The sequence below is a fragment of the Pandoraea soli genome, from assembly GCF_902459595.1.
Taxonomy (GTDB): Bacteria; Pseudomonadota; Gammaproteobacteria; order Burkholderiales; family Burkholderiaceae; genus Pandoraea; species Pandoraea cepalis.
Genome location: NZ_CABPSG010000006.1, coordinates 64,956 through 84,678, shown reverse-complemented (window position 1 = coordinate 84,678; position 19,723 = coordinate 64,956). Strand labels below are relative to the sequence as shown.

General features: G+C 62.7%; 17 protein-coding genes. 9 read left to right on the top strand and 8 right to left on the bottom strand.

Features of this window, described 5'->3' with window-relative positions:
- The first annotated feature begins 142 nt into the window (after positions 1 to 142).
- Complete coding sequence (locus tag PSO31014_RS12450) at positions 143 to 1,432, top strand: sugar MFS transporter (protein ID WP_217424918.1); 1,290 nt, start codon at positions 143 to 145, stop codon at positions 1,430 to 1,432.
- Here PSO31014_RS12450 and pagP read toward each other — a convergent pair.
- Positions 1,408 to 2,070, bottom strand: a complete 663-nt coding sequence (pagP, locus tag PSO31014_RS12445) for a lipid IV(A) palmitoyltransferase PagP (protein WP_150551911.1) — start codon at positions 2,068 to 2,070, stop codon at positions 1,408 to 1,410. The two genes, PSO31014_RS12450 and pagP, sit on opposite strands and share 25 nt — an antisense overlap.
- 722 nt (positions 2,071 to 2,792) lie before the next feature.
- On the opposite strand from pagP, the gene PSO31014_RS12440 reads away from it, so the two are divergent.
- Positions 2,793 to 3,737, top strand: coding sequence for an acetaldehyde dehydrogenase (acetylating) (locus PSO31014_RS12440; protein ID WP_150551910.1), 945 nt, complete (start codon positions 2,793 to 2,795; stop codon positions 3,735 to 3,737).
- A gap of 34 nt (positions 3,738 to 3,771) precedes the next feature.
- Positions 3,772 to 4,791, top strand: coding sequence for a 4-hydroxy-2-oxovalerate aldolase (gene dmpG, locus PSO31014_RS12435; protein ID WP_150551909.1), 1,020 nt, complete (start codon positions 3,772 to 3,774; stop codon positions 4,789 to 4,791).
- 121 nt (positions 4,792 to 4,912) lie between these two features.
- On the opposite strand, the gene PSO31014_RS12430 is transcribed toward dmpG, so the two are convergent.
- Positions 4,913 to 5,704, bottom strand: coding sequence for an IclR family transcriptional regulator (locus PSO31014_RS12430; protein WP_150551908.1), 792 nt, complete (start codon positions 5,702 to 5,704; stop codon positions 4,913 to 4,915).
- The gene (locus tag PSO31014_RS12425) at positions 5,704 to 6,573 is read right to left on the bottom strand and encodes a flagellar brake protein (protein ID WP_174976491.1); all 870 of its coding nucleotides are present in this window, start codon (positions 6,571 to 6,573) and stop codon (positions 5,704 to 5,706) included. Before PSO31014_RS12425 ends, PSO31014_RS12430 begins: the two co-directional genes overlap by 1 nt.
- 412 nt (positions 6,574 to 6,985) lie before the next feature.
- Here PSO31014_RS12425 and PSO31014_RS22410 point away from each other — a divergent pair, with 412 nt between their 5' ends.
- Entirely contained in the window at positions 6,986 to 8,746 is a 1,761-nt protein-coding gene (locus PSO31014_RS22410; protein WP_174976490.1) for a hypothetical protein, read from the top strand.
- 19 nt (positions 8,747 to 8,765) lie between these two features.
- Here the strand turns inward: PSO31014_RS22410 and PSO31014_RS12415 are convergent, their stop codons facing one another.
- From PSO31014_RS12415 to PSO31014_RS12405, 3 genes are read right to left on the bottom strand one after another with little or no spacing between them, the layout of a single operon-like run.
- On the bottom strand, positions 8,766 to 9,077 hold the full coding sequence (locus tag PSO31014_RS12415; protein WP_150551906.1) for an AtuA-related protein: 312 nt from the start codon (positions 9,075 to 9,077) through the stop codon (positions 8,766 to 8,768).
- Position 9,078: 1 nt separating this feature from the next.
- Positions 9,079 to 10,446 carry an acyclic terpene utilization AtuA family protein gene (locus PSO31014_RS12410; protein WP_150551905.1) on the bottom strand — a complete coding sequence of 456 codons (1,368 nt, stop codon included), beginning with the start codon at positions 10,444 to 10,446 and terminating at the stop codon, positions 9,079 to 9,081.
- Positions 10,447 to 10,471: 25 nt separating this feature from the next.
- On the bottom strand, positions 10,472 to 11,776 hold the full coding sequence (locus tag PSO31014_RS12405; protein ID WP_150551904.1) for a CitMHS family transporter: 1,305 nt from the start codon (positions 11,774 to 11,776) through the stop codon (positions 10,472 to 10,474).
- 99 nt (positions 11,777 to 11,875) lie between these two features.
- Between PSO31014_RS12405 and PSO31014_RS12400 the strand changes: the two genes are divergently transcribed.
- Entirely contained in the window at positions 11,876 to 12,769 is an 894-nt protein-coding gene (locus PSO31014_RS12400) for a LysR family transcriptional regulator (protein ID WP_150551903.1), read from the top strand.
- Between the two features lie 114 nt (positions 12,770 to 12,883).
- Here the strand turns inward: PSO31014_RS12400 and PSO31014_RS12395 are convergent, their stop codons facing one another.
- The gene (locus PSO31014_RS12395; protein ID WP_150551902.1) at positions 12,884 to 13,597 is read right to left on the bottom strand and encodes a FadR/GntR family transcriptional regulator; all 714 of its coding nucleotides are present in this window, start codon (positions 13,595 to 13,597) and stop codon (positions 12,884 to 12,886) included.
- A 146-nt stretch (positions 13,598 to 13,743) separates the two neighbouring features.
- Between PSO31014_RS12395 and PSO31014_RS12390 the strand changes: the two genes are divergently transcribed.
- The 4 genes from PSO31014_RS12390 (at position 13,744) to PSO31014_RS12375 (ending at position 18,112) form a co-directional block, all read left to right on the top strand.
- Positions 13,744 to 14,622 (top strand): fumarylacetoacetate hydrolase family protein, encoded by an 879-nt coding sequence (locus PSO31014_RS12390; RefSeq protein WP_150551901.1) that lies wholly within the window; start codon positions 13,744 to 13,746, stop codon positions 14,620 to 14,622.
- On the top strand, positions 14,622 to 15,407 hold the full coding sequence (locus PSO31014_RS12385; protein WP_150551900.1) for an alpha/beta fold hydrolase: 786 nt from the start codon (positions 14,622 to 14,624) through the stop codon (positions 15,405 to 15,407). The genes PSO31014_RS12390 and PSO31014_RS12385 overlap by 1 nt, the downstream gene beginning before the upstream one ends.
- Before the next feature lie 25 nt (positions 15,408 to 15,432).
- Complete coding sequence (locus PSO31014_RS12380) at positions 15,433 to 16,761, top strand: metal-dependent hydrolase family protein (protein WP_150551899.1); 1,329 nt, start codon at positions 15,433 to 15,435, stop codon at positions 16,759 to 16,761.
- Between the two features lie 118 nt (positions 16,762 to 16,879).
- Complete coding sequence (locus tag PSO31014_RS12375; RefSeq protein ID WP_150551898.1) at positions 16,880 to 18,112, top strand: MBL fold metallo-hydrolase; 1,233 nt, start codon at positions 16,880 to 16,882, stop codon at positions 18,110 to 18,112.
- A 169-nt stretch (positions 18,113 to 18,281) separates the two neighbouring features.
- Here the strand turns inward: PSO31014_RS12375 and PSO31014_RS12370 are convergent, their stop codons facing one another.
- Entirely contained in the window at positions 18,282 to 19,484 is a 1,203-nt protein-coding gene (locus PSO31014_RS12370; RefSeq protein ID WP_017233726.1) for an ammonium transporter, read from the bottom strand.
- Positions 19,485 to 19,723 lie beyond the last annotated feature (239 nt).

The window sequence follows — 19,723 nt, the reverse complement described above, 5'->3', positions numbered from 1 at the left end:
CCTCGTTGGTGCGTTCTACACTGCTAAGTCCTGGCCCCTCTCTCAGCGAGAAAGAGCTCGTTGACCCCTGGAGACATGCATGATCGTCGATCGAACGAATGCCACCGGCCCGTCTGATTCCACGCATCCCAACGATTCCCCCATGACCCAGATGCCTTCTGCGAATCGCGTGCTTGCCATGCTTGCGACGCTCTTCTTCGCCATGGGGCTCATCACGTCGCTAAACGATATTCTGGTGCCTCACTTCAAGGCTGCGTTCAACCTGACCTTTCGCGACGCAGCCCTGATCCAATCGAGTTTCTTCGCTGCGTATTTCGTCGTGTCGTACCCGGCGGGGCAATACACCGCACGCGTCGGTTACCGTCGAGCGCTGGCCAGTTCGTTGTGGTTGGCCGGCGTCGGCTGCGCGCTGTTCTTCCCTGCCGCCGCACTCATGTCCTATCCGTGCTTTCTCGCCGCGCTTTTCGTGCTGGCGAGTGGTATCACGTTGCTGCAAGTCGCGGTGAACGCCTACGTCGAGACGTTGGGCACGCGCGGGGCGGCGGCGAGCCGCCTCACGTTGGTGCAAGCGTTCAATTCGCTGGGCACGACCGTTGGGCCGCCGCTCGCCGCGCTCTGGATCCTCGCACCGCAGGCGCAGACCGCAACCGGCCATGCCGTAGACAGTGTGCGCGGCCCCTATGGCCTGCTGGCAACGGTGCTGGCCATCGGCGGCGTGGCGCTCTGGCGGCTGACGCTGCCGGAACACCGTGCGAGCCGCGTGGCGCCGCCGAGCGTGCTCGGCAACGTGCGCAGTCTGTTGGCACACCGTCCCTTGCGTTACGGCATCGTGGCGCTGTTTCTTTATGTTGGCGCGGAAGTCAGTATCGGCAGCTTCCTGATCGTCTATCTGACGCAAGCGGGCACGGGCATCGTCGATCACGCGCATGCGAGCCGGTATCTGGCGTTCTATTGGGGGGGAGCGATGGCGGGGCGATTCCTGGGCGCGTGGCTGTTGCGCAAGGTGTCGCCGGGACGCCTGCTGAGCCTGTGCGCACTTTACAACGTGGTGCTGATTCTCGCGTCGTTCGCCTTGCCGGCGTCGTTTGCGATGTGGTCGTTGCTGGCCTGCGGTCTCGGCAACGCCATCATGTTCCCGACGATTTTCTCACTGTCGGTGGGCGGTCTTGGCACGCGGGTGAGCGAGGGCGGCGGGCTGATCTGCATGGCGATCGTCGGTGGTGCCGTGTTGCCTTATTTGCAGGGAGCGCTCGCGGATGGCATGGGCATCGGACTGTCGTTCCTCGTGCCCGTCGTGGCGTACTGCTACATCGCGGGGTTCGGGGTGTGGTGCGTGCGCACCACGCCCGAATCCGCTGCCGTCGATGTTGGGCCGGCGAATTTGAGTGGCCGGTCAACGTCCGGTGATCAACCCGGTTTGCCGAACGTATAACGACCAAAGAAGAACAGCACGTTGCCGTTGCCCTTGCCGCCGGGCACATAGGTGGTGGAGACCGAGGCGCGCCCCACGCCGATTTCGGCGAGGGGCAGCGCGCCGGGGAAGGGCACGCCGCCGAGCGTGTCCGAGCGCGACATCAGAAAGACCGTATAGCCGAGCCCGAAACGCACAGGGCCGGCGTTGGCGATGTTCCAGATCCGGCCGTAACCGGCCATTGGCGACCAGTCGTTATGCGAGTCCTTGAACGCCATGGCGTACAGCATTCGCGATCCCTTATTGCCGTCGGACAATACGCGTCCGTAGCCCAGGCCCCACGGGTTTTCGTTGTACTGGGCGATCTTTTCGCTCGTGTAGGCGAAACGCAGGTGATGGGTATGCAGCGGTACGTAAAGATCGCTTGCGCCTTGCGTAGCAACGTCGCGAACTTCATCAACGACGGCACCGGCCCACGTCGAGATGCCGCCCGGGGTGTCGTCGGCATGGGCCGCGAGCGGCGACAACAAGGTCATCGCCGCACCCAGCGCGACAAACGCACGGCGGCCAGACGACGGAGAAAGTCTTGAGGGCGAGGCAAGCGGTGCGAGTCGAATCGATGGCGCGAGCCGCCCGGTGCGTCGGGGGTTCGTATTCATGGTTGAGCTTGTCGTGTTGCAAGAAACGTGTCGATCACGGTCGTCGGCATCGTGCTGACAAACGGCACGCAGCGACCTTGGGAAGTCGCCCTGTGGCGCGTCGTGACCGGCATTCCAGTCTTTCTAGACCTCGTCTGCGTTGCGAAAGTTCGAATAGCCGTCCTTTTGCGCGACTGCCCAAGCGCGAAGCACGCGCTGATCGAACTTTCTGCTCGGCGAAGAAGTCGTTTCGCGTCAATGGCCTATCGTGGATATCGGCGAGTTATTCACTGGGTTGTGAACATTTTCTGTGGATAACATGACGCCGCGCGCGCCAGCATGCGGCATGCGAATCTGGGCTATCGCACCGCTCTCGACACCGCGCAGCAAATGCGCTCCCCCCCTTTTTCTCCGTCCGATCAAGGACTTGAGGAAGCTGTCCGCGAGTTGTCCACTGGCTTGCAAACAGATTCTGTGGATAACAAATTTCCGCAAAACCCGCGCCGAGCCTCGTTTTTCAGCGCATGGCACAACTTTCGCGCGCGACCAGTCTTCCCTGTTGAATCAGCCACTTGGCATGCTTTTCCGCAAGTTATCAACGGGCTTGTGAACAAAAAGTGTGGATAAGCTGCGGGTTTCATTGATCTCAATATATGAGATCAATGTTTACATATTGACATTTGCATCGTCGCGCAATTACGATGCGGCTCATATCAGTAGACGGATACGTTCAGGAGACGACAGTGACGGAACGACGCAAACAGAAAGTGGCGATCATCGGCTCGGGCAATATCGGCACCGACCTGATGATCAAGGTGATGCGCAACAGCGAGCATCTGGAAATGGGCGCGATGGTCGGTATCGATTCGGCCTCGGATGGCCTGGCGCGTGCGCAGCGTCTCGGCGTACCGGTCACCGCACAAGGCATTGACGGCCTGTTGGCGATGCCGGGTTTCGAGGACATTCGCATCGCATTCGACGCGACCTCGGCCAAGGCGCATGCGCATCACAACGCGCTGCTGCAAGCGCGTGGCGTGCAGGTGATCGATCTGACGCCGGCCGCCATCGGTCCGTACGTGATTCCGTCGATCAACCTCGACGCGCATCTGGACGCGCGAAACATCAACATGGTGACGTGCGGCGGTCAGGCGACGATCCCCATGGTCGCGGCCATCTCGCAGGTGGCGAAGGTGCATTACGCGGAGATCGTCGCGTCGATCTCGAGCAAGTCGGCGGGGCCGGGCACGCGCGCCAACATCGACGAGTTCACGGAAACGACGTCGAAAGCGATTGAAGTGCTGGGCGGGGCTTCGCGCGGCAAGGCGATCATCGTGCTCAACCCGGCGGAGCCGCCGCTCATCATGCGTGACACGGTGTTCGTGCTGTCCGAGCCGGGGGATCAGGCGGCCATTGCCGCAAGCATTCAGGCGATGGTCGACAAGGTGCATGCCTACGTGCCGGGCTATCGGCTCAAGCAACAGGTGCAATTCGAGTTGTTCGACGCATCGCGTCCGCTCAACGTGCCGGGCTTGGGCAAGCTCACCGGCCTGAAGACTTCGGTCTTCCTCGAAGTGGAAGGGGCCGCGCACTATCTGCCGGCATACGCAGGCAACCTCGACATCATGACCAGCGCCGCGCTGGCCTGCGCCGACCGCATCGCCGCCACCCGCCTGGCGCTCGCGGCCTGACGGTCGCACGCGCTTTCAGGAGACACATCTCATCATGACGCAGAAAAAGCTCTATATCTCCGACGTGACGCTGCGCGACGGCAGCCACGCCATTCGTCACCAGTACCGCATTGCCGATGTGAAGGCGATTGCCGCCGCGCTCGACGCCGCGCAGGTCGACTCCATTGAAGTCGCGCACGGCGATGGCCTGGCCGGCTCCAGCTTCAACTACGGTTTCGGCGCCCATACCGATCTCGAGTGGATTGCCGCCGTGGCCGAGACGGTTACGCACGCCAAGGTCGCCACCTTGTTGCTGCCGGGCGTGGGCACCGTGCACGACCTGCGCGAAGCCTACGACGCAGGGGCGCGCGTGGTGCGTATCGCAACGCACTGCACCGAGGCCGACGTCTCGCGCCAACACATTGCCTACGCGCGCGAGTTGGGCATGGACACGGTCGGCTTTCTGATGATGAGCCACATGACCACGCCGCAGCATCTCGCCGAGCAGGCCAAGTTGATGGAGTCGTACGGCGCGACGTGTATCTATGTGGTGGATTCGGGCGGTGCGCTGGGTATGAACGACGTGCGCGAACGCTTCCGCGCCTTCAAGGACGTGCTCAAGCCCGAGACGCTCACCGGCATGCACGCGCACCACAACCTGAGCCTTGGCGTGGCGAACTCCATCGTTGCGGTGGAGGAGGGCTGCGATCGTATCGACGCGAGTCTGGCAGGCATGGGCGCGGGCGCGGGCAACGCGCCGCTGGAAGTGTTCATCGCCGCGGCGTCGCGTTTGGGTTGGCACCACGGCTGCGATCTGTACACGTTGATGGATGCCGCCGACGACCTCGTTCGCCCGTTGCAAGACCGCGCCGTGCGAGTGGATCGCGAGACGCTGGCGCTCGGCTACGCCGGCGTGTATTCGAGCTTCCTGCGTCACGCGGAAGCCGCTGCCGCGCGCTACGACCTCAAGACCGTCGACATCCTGGTCGAGCTGGGTCAGCGACGCATGGTGGGCGGTCAGGAGGACATGATCGTCGACGTGGCGCTCGATCTGCTCAAGCGACGCGCGGCGTAGCGCCGAGATGCGCATCACCTGATGCGCCTTCCGGGTAGCGGTGTCGGCGACGCCGCATCGACAACGGCCCCTGCAAGCAGGGGCCGCTTCTTTTCAGTCGAACCGAATCCATCGACGCGCCTCAGCGCGCATGACCGGACCATCCGAGCTGGTGGCTGATTTGCGCGGCGGCGTGTTTCACGCGCGGCACGAGTTCCTGCATGCGTTCGCGGCTCATGTACTTGGTCGTGCTCGAGACACTGATGGCGGCCACGATATGTTGGCTTGCGTCATACACCGGCGCAGCCACGCAGCGAATTTGCGGCGTGTCGTCTTCCAGATCGAAGGCGTAACCGAGACGGGCGTAGTCATGCATGCGGGCGAGCCACGCGGTCGTATCGATCGGTGACGACGACACTTGCGACTGGTAATGCGCAAGCTGCGCCTTCCAAGCCGCTTCGTCCCGATCGAGCAACAGCGCCTTGCCCACGCCGGTGACGCAGATCGGTTTGCGTCCGCCAATGCGCGAACTGATCTCCACGGCGCGTTGTCCCGGCAGCTTGTCGAGGTACATCACTTCCCAACCGTCGGCGACGGCCAGGTGCACGGTGTCCTGCGTCTCGCTCGCGAGCGATTCGAGCGTGGGCCGGGCGACCCGTGGCAAGTCGATTTGTCGATAGGCGAGAAACCCCAGTTCGATGAGCTTGTTGCCCAGCCGGTAGCCGCGACGCGGCTCGAAGCGCAGATACCCCGCGTGCACGAGCGCCGACGCAATCCGGTGTGTGGTCGATGTCGTGATGCCGGTGTGTGCCGAGAGCGCCGGCACGGTGTCGATGCCGGCGGCGACGGCTTCCACGATATCGAGGCCGCGGAAGAGCGTCTGGCTGGCGAGCGTGCGCGGACGCTCGGCTTCGGGAGGCTTCGGCTTCGCCATCAGGCCCCCCCGAGCGCCAGCAGGCGCTCGTAGACGTAGCACTTGAGCGCGACGTAATGCGACGGGTCGAGCACGGGCAATTCGACGCCGTGCAAATGACTGCCGTCGTCGCCTTGTTGCACGCTGCGGATCGTGCCACTGGCTTCGATGGGCATGTCGATGTCGCCGACACGCACGCGGAACGCGAGCTGCATGCTGTCGCCGGGCGCGCCGAGCGGGGTGTCGGCCAGCAGCGAGACACCTTCGGCGCTGATGTCCTGCAGCAGGGCAAGGTGGCGGGCCTCACCTGCGCCGACCGATACGACCAGCCTGGCGGGTACGCGTTGAGAACGGCGCAGCACCTTGCGGCGGATCTGCGCCGGCGCGGAGAGCACGGCGTAGTCGAACGGCAGCCGCTTCACACGCTCCACCGTACAGACGAAGTGGTAAATGTCTTCGCCGGAGAACGTCCAGAGTTCTAGCCGCTCGCCGGTGTGCAGGGTCGGCGGCGCGGCGCGGCCCGTCGGGGCGGTGATGAAGAGCATCTGATTCGGCGCGTATCCGATCACACGCGTGCGCACCCGCTGCGACCCGGCGCCCGGCGGCAACTGGATCTGCAGCCAGTCGCCCGGGCGCAGATTCAGGTCGGTGAGTGCGTACTGCGGTTGCGTCGCACCGGCGGCGGCAGCGGCCGCATTGTCGGGAGACGCCGCCGTGGGCGCGGTAACGTTGGCCGGTGCGATGTCGTCTCCACCGAGGTTGGCGACCCGATGCGGGGCGAACGACGCAAACAGCCAGTCGCGGCCCGCCTGCGTGGGGACGATATCGCCCTCAGCGAGCAGCGGTTCGCCATTGTGATCGACGATGGCCCAGGGCAGGGCTGCGCCCAAGGGGATCTCGTCGGGCGCGAGCGGGACAAGGGGGAGCGCGGTGAGGGGCGCGGCAGACGTCTGAGATGGGGTATCGACCATAGGGGCAGGGGGCGCGCGGCGGGCGCACTCGCGGTTGTGCGTTGAAATGTCGAAGGTCGTTCGCGGGTCGGCATGGCATCGGTCCACCGGCGTCGCAGCCATCGTCACGAAGTGGGGACTCGCCAGCGTCCGCGAGCGACTGCTGACGTCAGGTGTCCGAAAGTCTACCGCGACGCGTTGGCACTTGGCGAGAGGGGATATGCACTCTGTCCCGTGCAAGCTGCGTAAGTGGGCACTCGCTGGGGGACGGTTGCGGCGCGTCGACGATGGAGGGCACCGCCGGAATTCGGGGTGTGCGTGCGTGCTCGCTCCATGGGGCACTGCATGTGCAATGGCATCTGCCTATAGTCGACGGTTTGCCGGCGCGCCCGGCGACGACCATGTGGGGGCAGCGATGTGGTACCAGCAGTGTGCAGGCGCAAGCGGTTGGGGAGGGGGCTGGGGCCCGGCACCGGCCGTCGAGCGGGCGGGACGGCCGGAGGCGGCGATGCCGCGCCGCGCCGCGCAAACCGATATTGGCGCCCGTCTGACGCAGACGGCCAACGCGGCAGGCGATGCGTGCAGCGATGAGGTCGCGCTGTCACGTCGCGTCGATCCTGCGCTTGCGCAGGCCTTTGCCAAGGCGTGGGCGGGATTGTGGGTGACGACCGGGCCATGCCAGCACTTCTATCGCAAGGAGTTCGATCTGGCGCACGTGCGCGACGCGCGTCTGGCGCGCAACCTCACCCAGGTCGAAGCGATGTTGGCGCCCACTCACGACGAGGGCGTGCGTTACGGCGCCGCTACCGCGAACCGCCCCGCTACCGCTACCGCTACCGCCAACGCCAACGCCTCCGCAGCCGCATCCGCTGCCATCGCCACCGCTATTGATGTCGATGTCGATCCGATATGTCGCGACATTGCGCGATGGATCGATACGGTGGCCGCGACCGGCGATCGCGGTTGGCATTTTCGCGCGGCGCGCGATGCCCTGTCGCTCGTGGGCAACCTGTCGCTGCTCGCGATCATTGCCGCGTGCTTCTACCAGGAGGAAGGGGCGACCGGGGACGACGGGACGCCGGACACCGGTCGCGGTGCCTCGATCGCCAACACCCCGTTTGGGGTGCCGTGGGCCGACTGGACGCTGCTGGCTTTCGAAGGGGCGAAGGGGGTGATGACGCAGTCGCTCGGTTCGCCGACGTTGATTCGTCATCATGCGGTCGACGAAGTGCTCAAGCGCATGGACGCGGGATGCCGACTGCTGGAAGCGTGCGTGGTACCGCCTGCACCGTCCCCGTCAACGCCATCGTCGTGGCGCGGCGCGCTTGCCACGCTCACGCGCTCGCGCGACGTTGCCACACTCTTTACGTTCGCCAATACGGCCGTGCCGCCTGCGCGGCTGGGACTCTGGATGCCGTCGTGGTTCGCGAGCGAGTCGAGCGCATCGAGCGGGACCGACAGCTATCGGGGCATGCTGCGCGTGGCCGGGCTCATGCTCGACTCCTGCCGCGCGGTGACGAGTCTGCTGGGTACCTGGGCGCGCAATGCCGTATTCACCCTCGATGCGGGGGACCTGACGCGCCGTTGGGCGTCGCTTTGCGAGCAGCTCGCGACGGTATCGGCCGACGACCAGGCGGCAGTCCTCGATCGCGTCGATCGTGTGACGCAGCTCTCCATGTATTGCGACACGCCGCTGCTGACGGCCATCGCGTCGAGCGAGGCTTTACGTGAGCGCCTACTGGCGTGCGGCGAATCGTTGACGGCGAACGACATTGCCGCCGCTTGTGTCGCGTTCAACGTGCAGTGCCACACGTCATGCGTTGATGGCCATCGTTATCTGAGCCTGGATCCGGCCGAGAGTCCGTGGGGATATCGATGGAAGGGGGAGGCGTGGCAATGTGGGGGCGCGACGCCAGTCCGAACGTCGTATCGGTTGCTGCTGCTGTATCAGCACTGGAGCGCGGCGTTGCTCGAACGGGCGGTGTCGTCGTGCGGTACCTCGGCGGCGCAGGCGACCGAGGTGTCGCCGAATGATCGACGCACTGACCCGCCGGGAGTCACGCGCACGCGCTCGGGCGTGGCGCATGTCGATATCGAGTCGACGTGGGTGTGAGGGGGCATGGTGCCGCGCGTCAATCCGGCGTCGCGACCTCAAAATCCAGCAAGGCCGAACTCATCGATTTGCCGTGGGCGTCCAGCGCGAGCGCGCGCGTCACGCCGCCCCCGAGCGCCTTGCCCAGGACGAAGTTGAACGCGCCCAGGCAAGGCAGTTCGTAACGCACGACATCGCCAAGCACGACGTCCCCCAGAAACGCCTTCACCCGCTCGGCCGTGACTTCGGCGCGCAGGTGCGCGTAATGCTTTGCGTCGTAGCAGATGAGCGAAACGTTGAGTGTGTTGCCCTTGTCGCCCGTGCGCGAATGCGCGAGTTCACGCAGCTTCATCTCAAATCTCCACGAAGGTAAACGCCGGCGTGACGTGCTCGCGTGGCAACAGCACCGACTGGACTGCGAGCACCTCGCGTACCGACTTGGTTACACCGCCGCCGCCGGCCGGACCGTTGGTGTACAACGTCTCGACTTCGTTACCGATGCGTAACGCTTGCTCGGCGGATGACGTCCGTCCCGCCACGCGCACACGAACTTCGTACGGCTCGGCGTGGCGCGCGCCAGCCGTTTCTCCGTGCAGCGAATTCAGGCCGATCAGATCGCAGCGCAATTCGCTCGTCTGCACACTCGTCAATGCCAGTCGTTCGCGGACGATATCGAGCGCGAGCCTTGCCCGCGCCACAGCGCCCGGGCCCCCGTAAGAGATCTGTCCTTCGCCAATGAATCCGTCGACATAGCCGACGGACACTTTCAGCGTGTCCGTGCGCGGGGTGCCGCGTCCGCCCGTTACCTTGATCCGGTCGGGGGCTTCCTCTTCCACACGCACGTGCGAAAAGTCGGCCACGACGTCGGGCTGAAGATATCGCTGGGGATCGTGAATCTCATAGAGCAACTGCTCCGTGCATGTGGCTTGCGTCACGCGTCCCCCGGCGTCGGGCACCTTGGTGATGACGACCGATCCGTCGGGGGCGACTTCGCCAATCGGGAACCCGAGCGTCGCGAGGTTGGGCACGTCCTTGTAGCCCGGATCGGCGAAGTAGCCGCCGGTGATCTGTCCCGCGCACTCCAGCAGATGCCCGACGACGGTGGCCTGTCCCAGCGTATCCCAATCGTCCATGCGCCATCCGAATTCGTGGATCAGGGGGGCGGCGAACAAAGACGGATCAGCGACCCGGCCCGTCAACACGATTTGCGCGCCCGCCGCCAGGGCATCGACGATGCCGGCCGCACCCATATAAGCATTGGCCGACACGATACGATTCCCGTATGACGCCACGCGCTCGCCCGTTTCTTCGAAGTGGGCGTCGCCTTGCAGCACGACGTCGAGCACGTCGTCGCCGGTGACGGCGGCGATCTTCACGTCGCCGAGCCCCAGTGCGCGGGCGATCTCCGCTGTCTTTCGTGCCGCCCCGAGCGGGTTGGCCGCGCCCATGTTCGAGATGATCCGCACGCCATTGCGCAGTGCTGCCGGCAGTACGGCGGTCATGCGTGCTTCAAGCAACGGGTCGTAGCCCGATTGCGGGTCTCTGCGACGCGCCTGTTGCGCAATGCCAATCGTGCGTTCGGCCAGGCATTCGAAGACGAGATAGTCGAGCGCACCTCGCTGCGCGAGTTCAACGGCAGGCTCGATGCGGTCGCCCGAGTATCCGGCGCCTGCGCCGATCCGGATTCGTCTCGACGACGGGTTGGGTTGCGTGCCGTTCATGCGGGTCGGGTCCGTTCAGTAAGGCTTAAAGCGTGAAGATGCCGAGCGCGACACACGCGATCGTCATGACGATGGATGCACCGAACAACAGCGGAAACGTGAATTTCTGATGGTCGGCCAAATCGATGCCGCACAGGCCGACGACCAGGAAGGTGGCGGGCGTGAGCGGGCTGACCGGGAATCCTGTCGTCATCTGGCCCAGCAGGGCGGCTTGCCCGACGTGCACAGCCGGCACGCCCAGTTGTCCGGCGACCTCGGCAATTACCGGCAGTACGCCGAAGTAAAACGAGTCGGGATCGAAGAGCATACTCAGTGGCATCGACAGCAGACCGAGCGCGACCGGAATGTGGCCTGCCATGCCCGGCGGCACGAAGCCGACGGCCGCTTGCGCCATCGCCTTGAGCATGCCGCTGCCTTGCATCACGCCGGTGAAGACGCCCGCGGCGAGCAAAATGCCGGCCATCATCAACGCCGCGCGCGCGTGTGCGTCGATGCGCTTGCGTTGCATGTCGACGTCCGGGTAATTCACCATCAATGCGACGCACAGGCCCACCATGAACATGATCGCGGGCGGCAGCTTCTCGCCCATCACGACCATCGTGCCGAGCACGACCAGCGTAAGGATGATGTTGAACCAGAAGAGCTTCGGACGGCGCAGCGCCTGTTGCTCCGGCGAGAGTTCGCGTTTGGGCATCGGGATCGAACCGCTCGTGGCGCTCAGGCCGAGCCGCTTCTCTTCCCGGCGGCCGAGCCAGTAGGCCATGCCGAATACGAAGACCAGCCCGATGGCTTGCACCGGAATCAGCGGATTGAACAGGCTCGACACCGGCAGGTGGAGCGACGCCGACGCTCGAATCATCGGCCCGGTCCACGGCAGGAAGTTGATGCCCGCGGCCATCGACACGGCGGCTGCCAGCACGCGGCGGTCCATGCCCAGACGGTCGTAAAGCGGGAGCATGGCCGGAATCGTCACGAGGAAGCACACGGCGCCGGAACCGTCGAGGTGAATGAGCAGGGCCAGCAACGTTGTGCCCATGACGATGCGCGTGGGTCGGGTGCCGACGGCTTTCAGGATGCGATCGATGATCGGATCGAGCGTGCCGGCGTCGGTGATAGTGCCGAAGTAGAGAATCGCAAAGACGAACATGCCGACGACCGGCGCGAGGCTCTTGAGGCCGTCGATCACGAACTTGCTGGTCTGAAAGCCGAACCCGCCGATCAGCGACGCCACGATGGGCACGATGATGAGCGCGACGAGCGGTGACATGCGTTTCGAAAGAATCGCGCCGAGCAGCACGACGATGGTAGCCAGCCCCAGTAATGGCAGCATGTGCTTGTCTCCAATGTTGTTTTTTGATGCGAACGAGCGTAAGTTCGGGGCGTTGATAAATCAATTGAAATGATTTGATCGCAGCAATCAAGAAACATAATGGATCTGAATCTACGAGACATTCGCGCGTTCATCGCGGTGGCGCAGACCGGCAGCTTCACGCGTGCGGCGGCCCGATTGCATTTGTCGCAGCCGGCATTGACCGTGCAGATCCGGCGATTGGAGGAGACGGTCGGCGTGCGGCTGTTCGATCGCAACAGCCGGAATGTTGCGCTGACGCCGACGGGGCGTGAGCTACTGCCGTTGTTGCAGAAGTCGCTGCATGACATGGAGCATGTGCTGATCGATGCCCGCGCGCTCGGCGACGGGTCGAGCGGCACGGTGCGCATTGCCTGTTTGCCGACGTTTGCCGCCAGCGTACTGCCGGAGTTGATCCAGCAGGTGAAGGCGGCGGTACCGCGCGCCGGCTTTCATGTGAGAGATGTGGTGGCCGGGGTGGTCGAGACGCTGGTGCGTAACGAAGATGTCGATATCGGCCTGACGGGCGGTGAGTTGAGTGACGCGGAGATTGAGGTGCTTTACGCGGGCGCCGACCATCTGGTGGCGGTGTTGCCGGCGGGACATCCGCTGTCGCGACGCAAGCGCGTATCGCTGACGGATCTCGCGAGCGTGCCACTGGTGCTGACGGCGCAAGGCACGAGTGTGCGGGCGGTGGTGGATGGCGCGTTCGCGAGCGGCGGTTGCACACCGGAAATTGCCTGCGAGCCGACGTATATGATGACGGCCGTCGCCATGGTCCGCGCGGGACTCGGGGTGACCATTCTGCCGGCGTCGGCTCGGGAAGTCCGGGCGGAACCGGAATTGCGGGTTCGCCCGATCGATCACGACGCGTTCCTGCGACCTATTGCCCTGATCAAGAAGCGCGGGAGAACGTTGCCTCCCGTCACGCAGACGTTTGTGGCGATGTTGCTGCAGAGGTTGGCGCCCGCATAAACGATCGAACCATTGATTGGCGCTTTTGCTTTCGCGGTCTTGGGACCTAGCGCAGACGCGCCGAGGCAGGAACGCATCAGACGATGATGCGACGTCGATGTGCCGGGGCAACCATCACATGCCGAAAAGGTTGTGTTGAATTTGACGCAGATGTCCTGTCAGCAGTTCGCCGGCTTGATCGGCGTCCCGGTCCCGCAGTGCCTCCACGATCGCGCGATGTTGCGCTTCGTATTCGTGTCGACGTTCCGGTGTCAGCGAATGACGCTTTAAGCGCCCCCATTCTCCCTGCTCACGCACGCGGTTGGTCAGGTCCAGGATTTGCAGAAAAAACGAATTGTGCGTCGCCAACGCAAAGGTGCGATGAAGCTCGCCGTCCCAATGCTCAAATTCTTCGACGCTTTCGGCGGCTTCAGAACGCTCGATGCACTCGGCCATTCTTGCGAAGTCGGCTGACGTCGCGTTGCGCGCTATCAGCTTCGGCATTAGCGGCTCAATCAGCAATCGCGCTTCCATCAGTTCTGCAGGGCTGGTCTGCGTCGCCGAGATTTCATCGATCGCGGGTTCCCGGGGAGGAAGGGACTTTGCTGCCCCAGGCAATACGAAAGTCCCGCTGCCCACGGCCTGCGTGATCAGCCCCTGATTTTTCAAATCCTGCAGCACACGCCGCACGGCGCCCCGCGACGCCCCGAATTGCTCGCTCAACTGTCGCTCCGCTGGCAACTTCACGCCATCTTTCATACGGCCGGACGCAATTTCCTCAACCAGATAAAGGGCGAGCGCTTTCGCGCCAGCGGCTCGCGTCGGACCTCTCGTCTCGGTTTCATTCATGACAACGCTCCCAGGTGCATGGAGGAAATCATACGCATACGGTACCAATTGGTCAATATTTTGGTTAACCCCGACTTGCGTCTTGTCCAATATGGTTCTACATTTTCACTCATGAAAACCAATTGGCCTATCTGAGGAGCCATGACATGAAACTTGCAAATCTCGAAATCGACGGTAAAAAATCCATTTCCATCGTAGATACGGATAAATCCGTCTTTTGGACTGTGCGGACACTAATTCCAGAGTTTGACGGCGATATGGTCCAATTGGTACAACAATTCGCCCGATTCGGGAGCGACCTACGCCCATTGGGTGCGGGGCGCCCCTTGAGCGAGGCGAAGATTCTTGCACCGATCGAGGCACCTCGCCGGAATCTATTTTGCGTCGGCAAGAACTACCATGAACATGCGGCGGAATTTCAGAACTCGGGTTTTGACAGCAGCGCAAAGAACGGTGAGCACGCCCCAGAGGCACCGGTGTACTTCACCAAACCGGCGTCCACCATCATTGGCCCGAATGCAAAAATTCCTCGTCACGCGGACGTGACGGGCCAACTCGATTACGAGGCCGAATTGGGTGTCGTCATTGGCAAGGCGGGGCGCGGTATCACGAAGGCGGACGCCATGGATTACGTCTTCGGCTACACGGTGATCAATGACTTCACCGCCCGCGATCTCCAGAAGCTGCATCGTCAGTGGTTCCTCGGCAAGTCGCTCGACGGCTTTTGTCCCATGGGGCCGTATCTCGTAACGGCAGACGAAGTCGACGGCCAGAATGTCGATGTGCAGTGCTGGGTCAATGGCGAACTGCGTCAGAACGCCAATACGCGGCAACTCATCTTCGATATTCCGACGCTTATCGAATCGCTTTCGGCAGGCATCGAGCTGCAACCGGGAGACATCATTGCCACGGGAACGCCTGCCGGTGTCGGTATTGGCTTCAACCCGCCGAGATTTCTGCAAAGCGGCGATGTCGTCCGCATCGAGATTCAGAACGTTGGTGTACTGCAAAACGAAGTGGCCTGATGTCGACACATCATGTCAACGGTCTTATCTTTGAATCCGACGGCTACGGACAGCCTGTCGTTTGCATTCACGGGTTAGGGGGTACGTCCAATAACTGGACACCTGTGTTGCCGGCGTTCGAGGGCAAACGTGTGATTCGCTTCGATTTGCCGGGCAGTGCGCGCTCGCCGTTGCTGCGCGAGACGCTCTCGATAGACGCCTACGTGGAGAGTGTGGCGAGCGCGCTCATCGCACTGGACGTGCGCGCCGCGCATATCGTGGCTCACTCGATGGGCACCATCGTGGCCCAGCACCTGGCCGTCAAATATCCCGACCTCGTGAAGAGCCTCGCGCTCTTCGGGCCGCTGTTGTGCCCGCCAGACCAAGGGCGTCCGGGCATTCAAGCGCGAGCCGACCTTGCGCGCGCGAAGGGCATTACCGGGCTTCAGGAAATCGCGGATGCCATAGTGAAAGGCGCCACCAGTGCGCAAACCAAGGCGGAGCGTCCGGTCGCCATCGCGTTGGTGCGAGAAAGCGTAATGCGCCAAACGCCGGAGGGCTATGCGCAAAGCTGCGAAGCACTGGCGGGCGCGCAGCCCGCCTCGGTGGAGCACATCGACGTGCCGACCCTATTGATAACGGGTGACGAGGACGGCGTAGGCCCCCCCGCGGCAGTGCAGGCGATCGGCGCGCGCATTCCCGGCAGCACGGTCACCGTGCTTCCGGGTTGCGGTCACTGGACGACGTTCGAAAAGCCGTTCGAATGCGTGGCGGCGCTACAGGCGTTCTACAAAGCGATGTCCTGAGCCATTCGGGATTGGAGGAGACAAAATGCGCAAGATTGCGATTACCAATGTGTCCATTTTCGACGGAACCGGCGCCGACCCCTACCACGGCGGCGTTCTTGTCGAAGGCAACACCATCAAACGCGTCATCAAAGGCGAGGTTGAGGGGTGGGATGCAAATACCGAGACGATCGACGGGCGTGGCGCCTTTCTGATGCCGGGCATGACGGAGGCTCACACTCATTTCTCCTGGAACGATCAACCGTCGCTGGCCGCGATTCAGTTCATGCCGCCTGAGGAACATATCCTCTGGTGTGTGCGCGTTGCCAAACGTTACCTTGAGATGGGCTTCACGTCGGCACTCGGCGCCGCGGCGGCGAAGCCGCGACTCGATGTGGTCCTGCGAAATGCCATCAACGCGGGGGAATTCCCTGGCCCGCGCTATCTGGCGGGCAGTCAGGAAATCACAACGGTTGGGGGCCTGGGCGACAACACGCTTCCGCATTTGCCGTTTCGCGAGCTAAATTTCGGCGAGGTGGTCAGCGGTCCGGAAGATATGCGTCGCGCTGCACGCATGTTCATCAAATACGGTGTCGATCACCTGAAGATCAATCTCTCTGGCGAATATATTGCTGGCATTCCCGCCGAGGCATCGCCGTTCTCTGAAGAGGAGATTGCCATGCTTGCATCGGAGGCCAAGCGGGCCGGCAAACGCATGGCGGCGCACGCGCGCTCAGCGGAATCGGTCAAGCAATGTGTTCGCCACGGGATTGAACTCGTGTTTCACGCAAGCTTCTCCGATGAAGAGGCGTTGGACATGCTCGAAGCCAACAAGGACAAGCATTTTGTTGCGCCGGGGATCGGCTGGCTCGTCAGCACGATTCATCATGCCGCGCCGTGGGGGATTACCGAGGAAGTCGCTACGAAAATGGGGTATGCCCGCGAGCTTGAAGTGGCGTCGGCGTCACTCAGCAAGATGCACAAGCGCGGTATTCGGATTCTTCCGGGCGGTGACTATGGTTTCGCCTGGATGCCGCATGGAACCAATGCGCGTGATCTTGAGTACTTCGTGAAATATATCGGCATGACGCCGAAGGAGGCCTTGTTGTCGGCCACCAAACTCGGGGCCGACATGATGCTGCGATCCGATGACCTTGGCCAGATTCGTGAAGGGTTTCTCGCCGACATCGTCATGGTGGAAGGAGACCCACTCGCGGACCTGAAGGTGCTTCAAGACCCGAACAAGATCGCGCTGGTGATGAAGGATGGCGAAATCTACCGGAACAATCGTGACATCTGTCCCGCGAAAGGTGACTTGTCTCTTGGGGCGGCGAGCGTCGGCGATGAGCGGACTCGAGCGGCCGTAGCGGGCTGATTAACTCACCCCGTTACACGACGACTTACCTGAATTCAAATCCCCCAGATGGCTCGTGTCTTCCCCCAAGGACCGAGCCGTTTCCCCCTGGAAAGCATCAATACTTCGGAGACTTCTCATGTGTGATTGCATTGGGCAGGCGCTAGAGCTTGGGATGTCGCGCAGAGGATTTCTCGGTGCCGGTTGGAAAATGGCCGGCGCCGGCATTCCTCTTTTACTCGGTGTGCCCGCAACGGCAGCAGAAGTCGAGCAGCGTTCGCAAGCTGTCGCCGCGTCTCGCAGGAAAGCGCAGGATCATGACACGCGGCTGGTGCTGCTCGGCACCGCCGGTGGCCCCGTATGGTGGCCCAATTGTGACCGTGAGGGCATATCGTCGGCGGTCGTGGTTGGCGACGCTGTCTACATCGTGGATTGCGGTGACGGTGTCGGAAAGCGCTACAAGCAAGCGGAACTCGGTCCCATCAATCGGGTATCCGGCATGACGGGCATGGAAAACCTACGCGGCATCTTCCTTACGCACCTGCACTCGGACCATACGATCGATTACTTCAACCTGTTCCTGTACGGTTGGTATGACGGCCTTACGGGTATCAAGCAGCCGGTTCAGGTATACGGTCCCGGGCGTCGTGGGCAGATGGAGCCGATCTTCAAGCTGCCGGGCCAGACAACTGTCGAAGAGCCTCGCATTGAGAATCCCGAGAATCCGACGCCGGGCACCGTCGATATGACGAATTACTTGTATCAGGCATTTGCCGTCGATATCAACGACCGTCTGCGCGACGCGCATCGTCCCGATTTGCGCAAGCTCGTCGAGGTCCACGACATCGTCATCCCGCAGGTTGCCGGATTCAAGACGCCAAACGAGACGCCCGTTCCGAAAATGGAGCCGTTCAAGATCTTCGAGGATGACCGCGTTCGGGTGACGGCGACGCTAGTGAATCACTTCCCGATATGGCCGGCGTTCGCATTTCGTTTCGACACGGATGACGGATCCATCGTGTTTTCCGGGGACACCTCGCCCTGCGAAAATCTGGTGCGCTTGGCGAAACACGCCGACGTGCTGGTCCACGAAGTCATTGATACGTCCTGGGTGGATGCGCTATTCCCGCCCCCGGTTGGCGAAAAGGAGGCGGCGTTCAAGGCTCACCTCTTGAGTTCCCATACGTCGATTGATGACGTCGGGAAGGTGGCCGAGGCTGCGGGTGCGAAAACGCTCGTCCTGTCCCATATCGCTCCAGGCCATGCGCCGCGTGCCAATCTGGCCCGTGCGCAACGAAACTTCTCTGGGCAACTGATCATCGGCGAGGACCTGATGCAGATCGGTGTTGGTCGTAAGCGAAGCGCGACTTGAGCTCATTGATTTCAGGTAATCCGAGACGCTTGGCGATAGAAATTGCGTTCGGATTACCTAGTCGTCGTAGGCAGGAATGTGGGCGTCGGCCCACTTCAGGCGTATCGATAGGTCGATATGCTCGGAGTGAACCGAATGCCGCCTTCGAACATCGCGTTTCGATACTCACTCACCAATTCGTCTCGCGCTCCGGCGTCGCGGTGATCTTATGGATGGAGAGGTCGGCGCCGTAGTATTCCTGTTCGTCGTCGAGCCTCAAGCCTACACAGCGTTTGATCACGCCGTACACGACATACCCGCCGGCGAAGGCGATCACCACGCCCATCACGGTCCCGGCGACCTGCGCGAGAAAGCTCACGCCGCCCACGCCCCCGAGCGCCGTCTGTCCGAAGATGCCCGCGGCCACGCCGCCCCAAACGCCGCAAACCCCATGCAACGGCCATACGCCGAGCACGTCGTCGATGCGCAGACGGTTCTGCGTCACCGTGAACAGCCACACGAACAGGCCGCCGGCGACCGCACCGACCACAAGTGCCCCCAGCGGATGCATGACGTCCGAGCCCGCACATACGGCAACGAGTCCCGCGAGCGGGCCGTTATGGATGAAGCCGGGGTCATCCTTGCCCACCCACATCGCCACGAGCGTGCCCCCCACCATCGCCATGAGCGAGTTCACGGCGACCAGCCCCGAGATGCCGCCCACGCGCTGCGCGCTCATGACGTTGAAGCCGAACCAGCCGACAATCAGGATCCATGCACCAAGCGCCAGAAACGGAATCGACGATGGCGGATGCGCGGCGACTTGTCCCTGGCCGTTGTAGCGCCCCCGGCGCGCACCGAGGTGCAGCACCGCAGCCAGCCCGATCCAGCCGCCAACGGCATGCACGACCACCGAACCCGCGAAATCGTGGAACGGTGCGCCCAGCGCATGCGTGAACCAGTCCTGAACCCCCAGATGGCCATTCCAGGCGATGCCCTCGAAGAACGGATAGATCACGCCGACGAGGAAGAACGTCGCCACGGACTGCGGGTGAAACTTGGCGCGCTCCGCAATGCCGCCCGACACGATGGCGGGAATCGCCGCCGCGAATGTCAGCAGGAAGAAGAAGCGAACCAGCGCATAGCCGTTGTGCTCCGACAGTACTGTGGCACTGGACCAGAAATCGACGCCGTACGCGAGCGGATAGCCGATGAAGAAATAGGCGAGACCCGAGACCGCGAAGTCGGTCAGGATCTTGACGAGGGCGTTGACCTGATTCTTCTTTCGAACGGTGCCGAGTTCGAGAAACGCGAAGCCAGCGTGCATGGCAAGCACCAGGATCGCGCCGAGCAGGAGGAACAGCACGTCGCCGGGTGTATTGGAATTGGGCATGAATGTGCTCTTTTGGTGCAAATATGGAGAAGAAAGATGATAGGCAAGACTAATGCCAGGATTTCTCATCTCATTGATTAATATTGCCGTTTTGTCTGGTGAGATAAGGTGTTCGGTGGCGTGCTGCACGTTCATGGTGCCGTGTGGCGTGTCGATGAGCGAAGTCCGTGCATCGACGCGATGTGCGCTGAGCGAAAAACTCGGAAAGGATGTGCGGCCGTTCATGCGATGCGTCACAC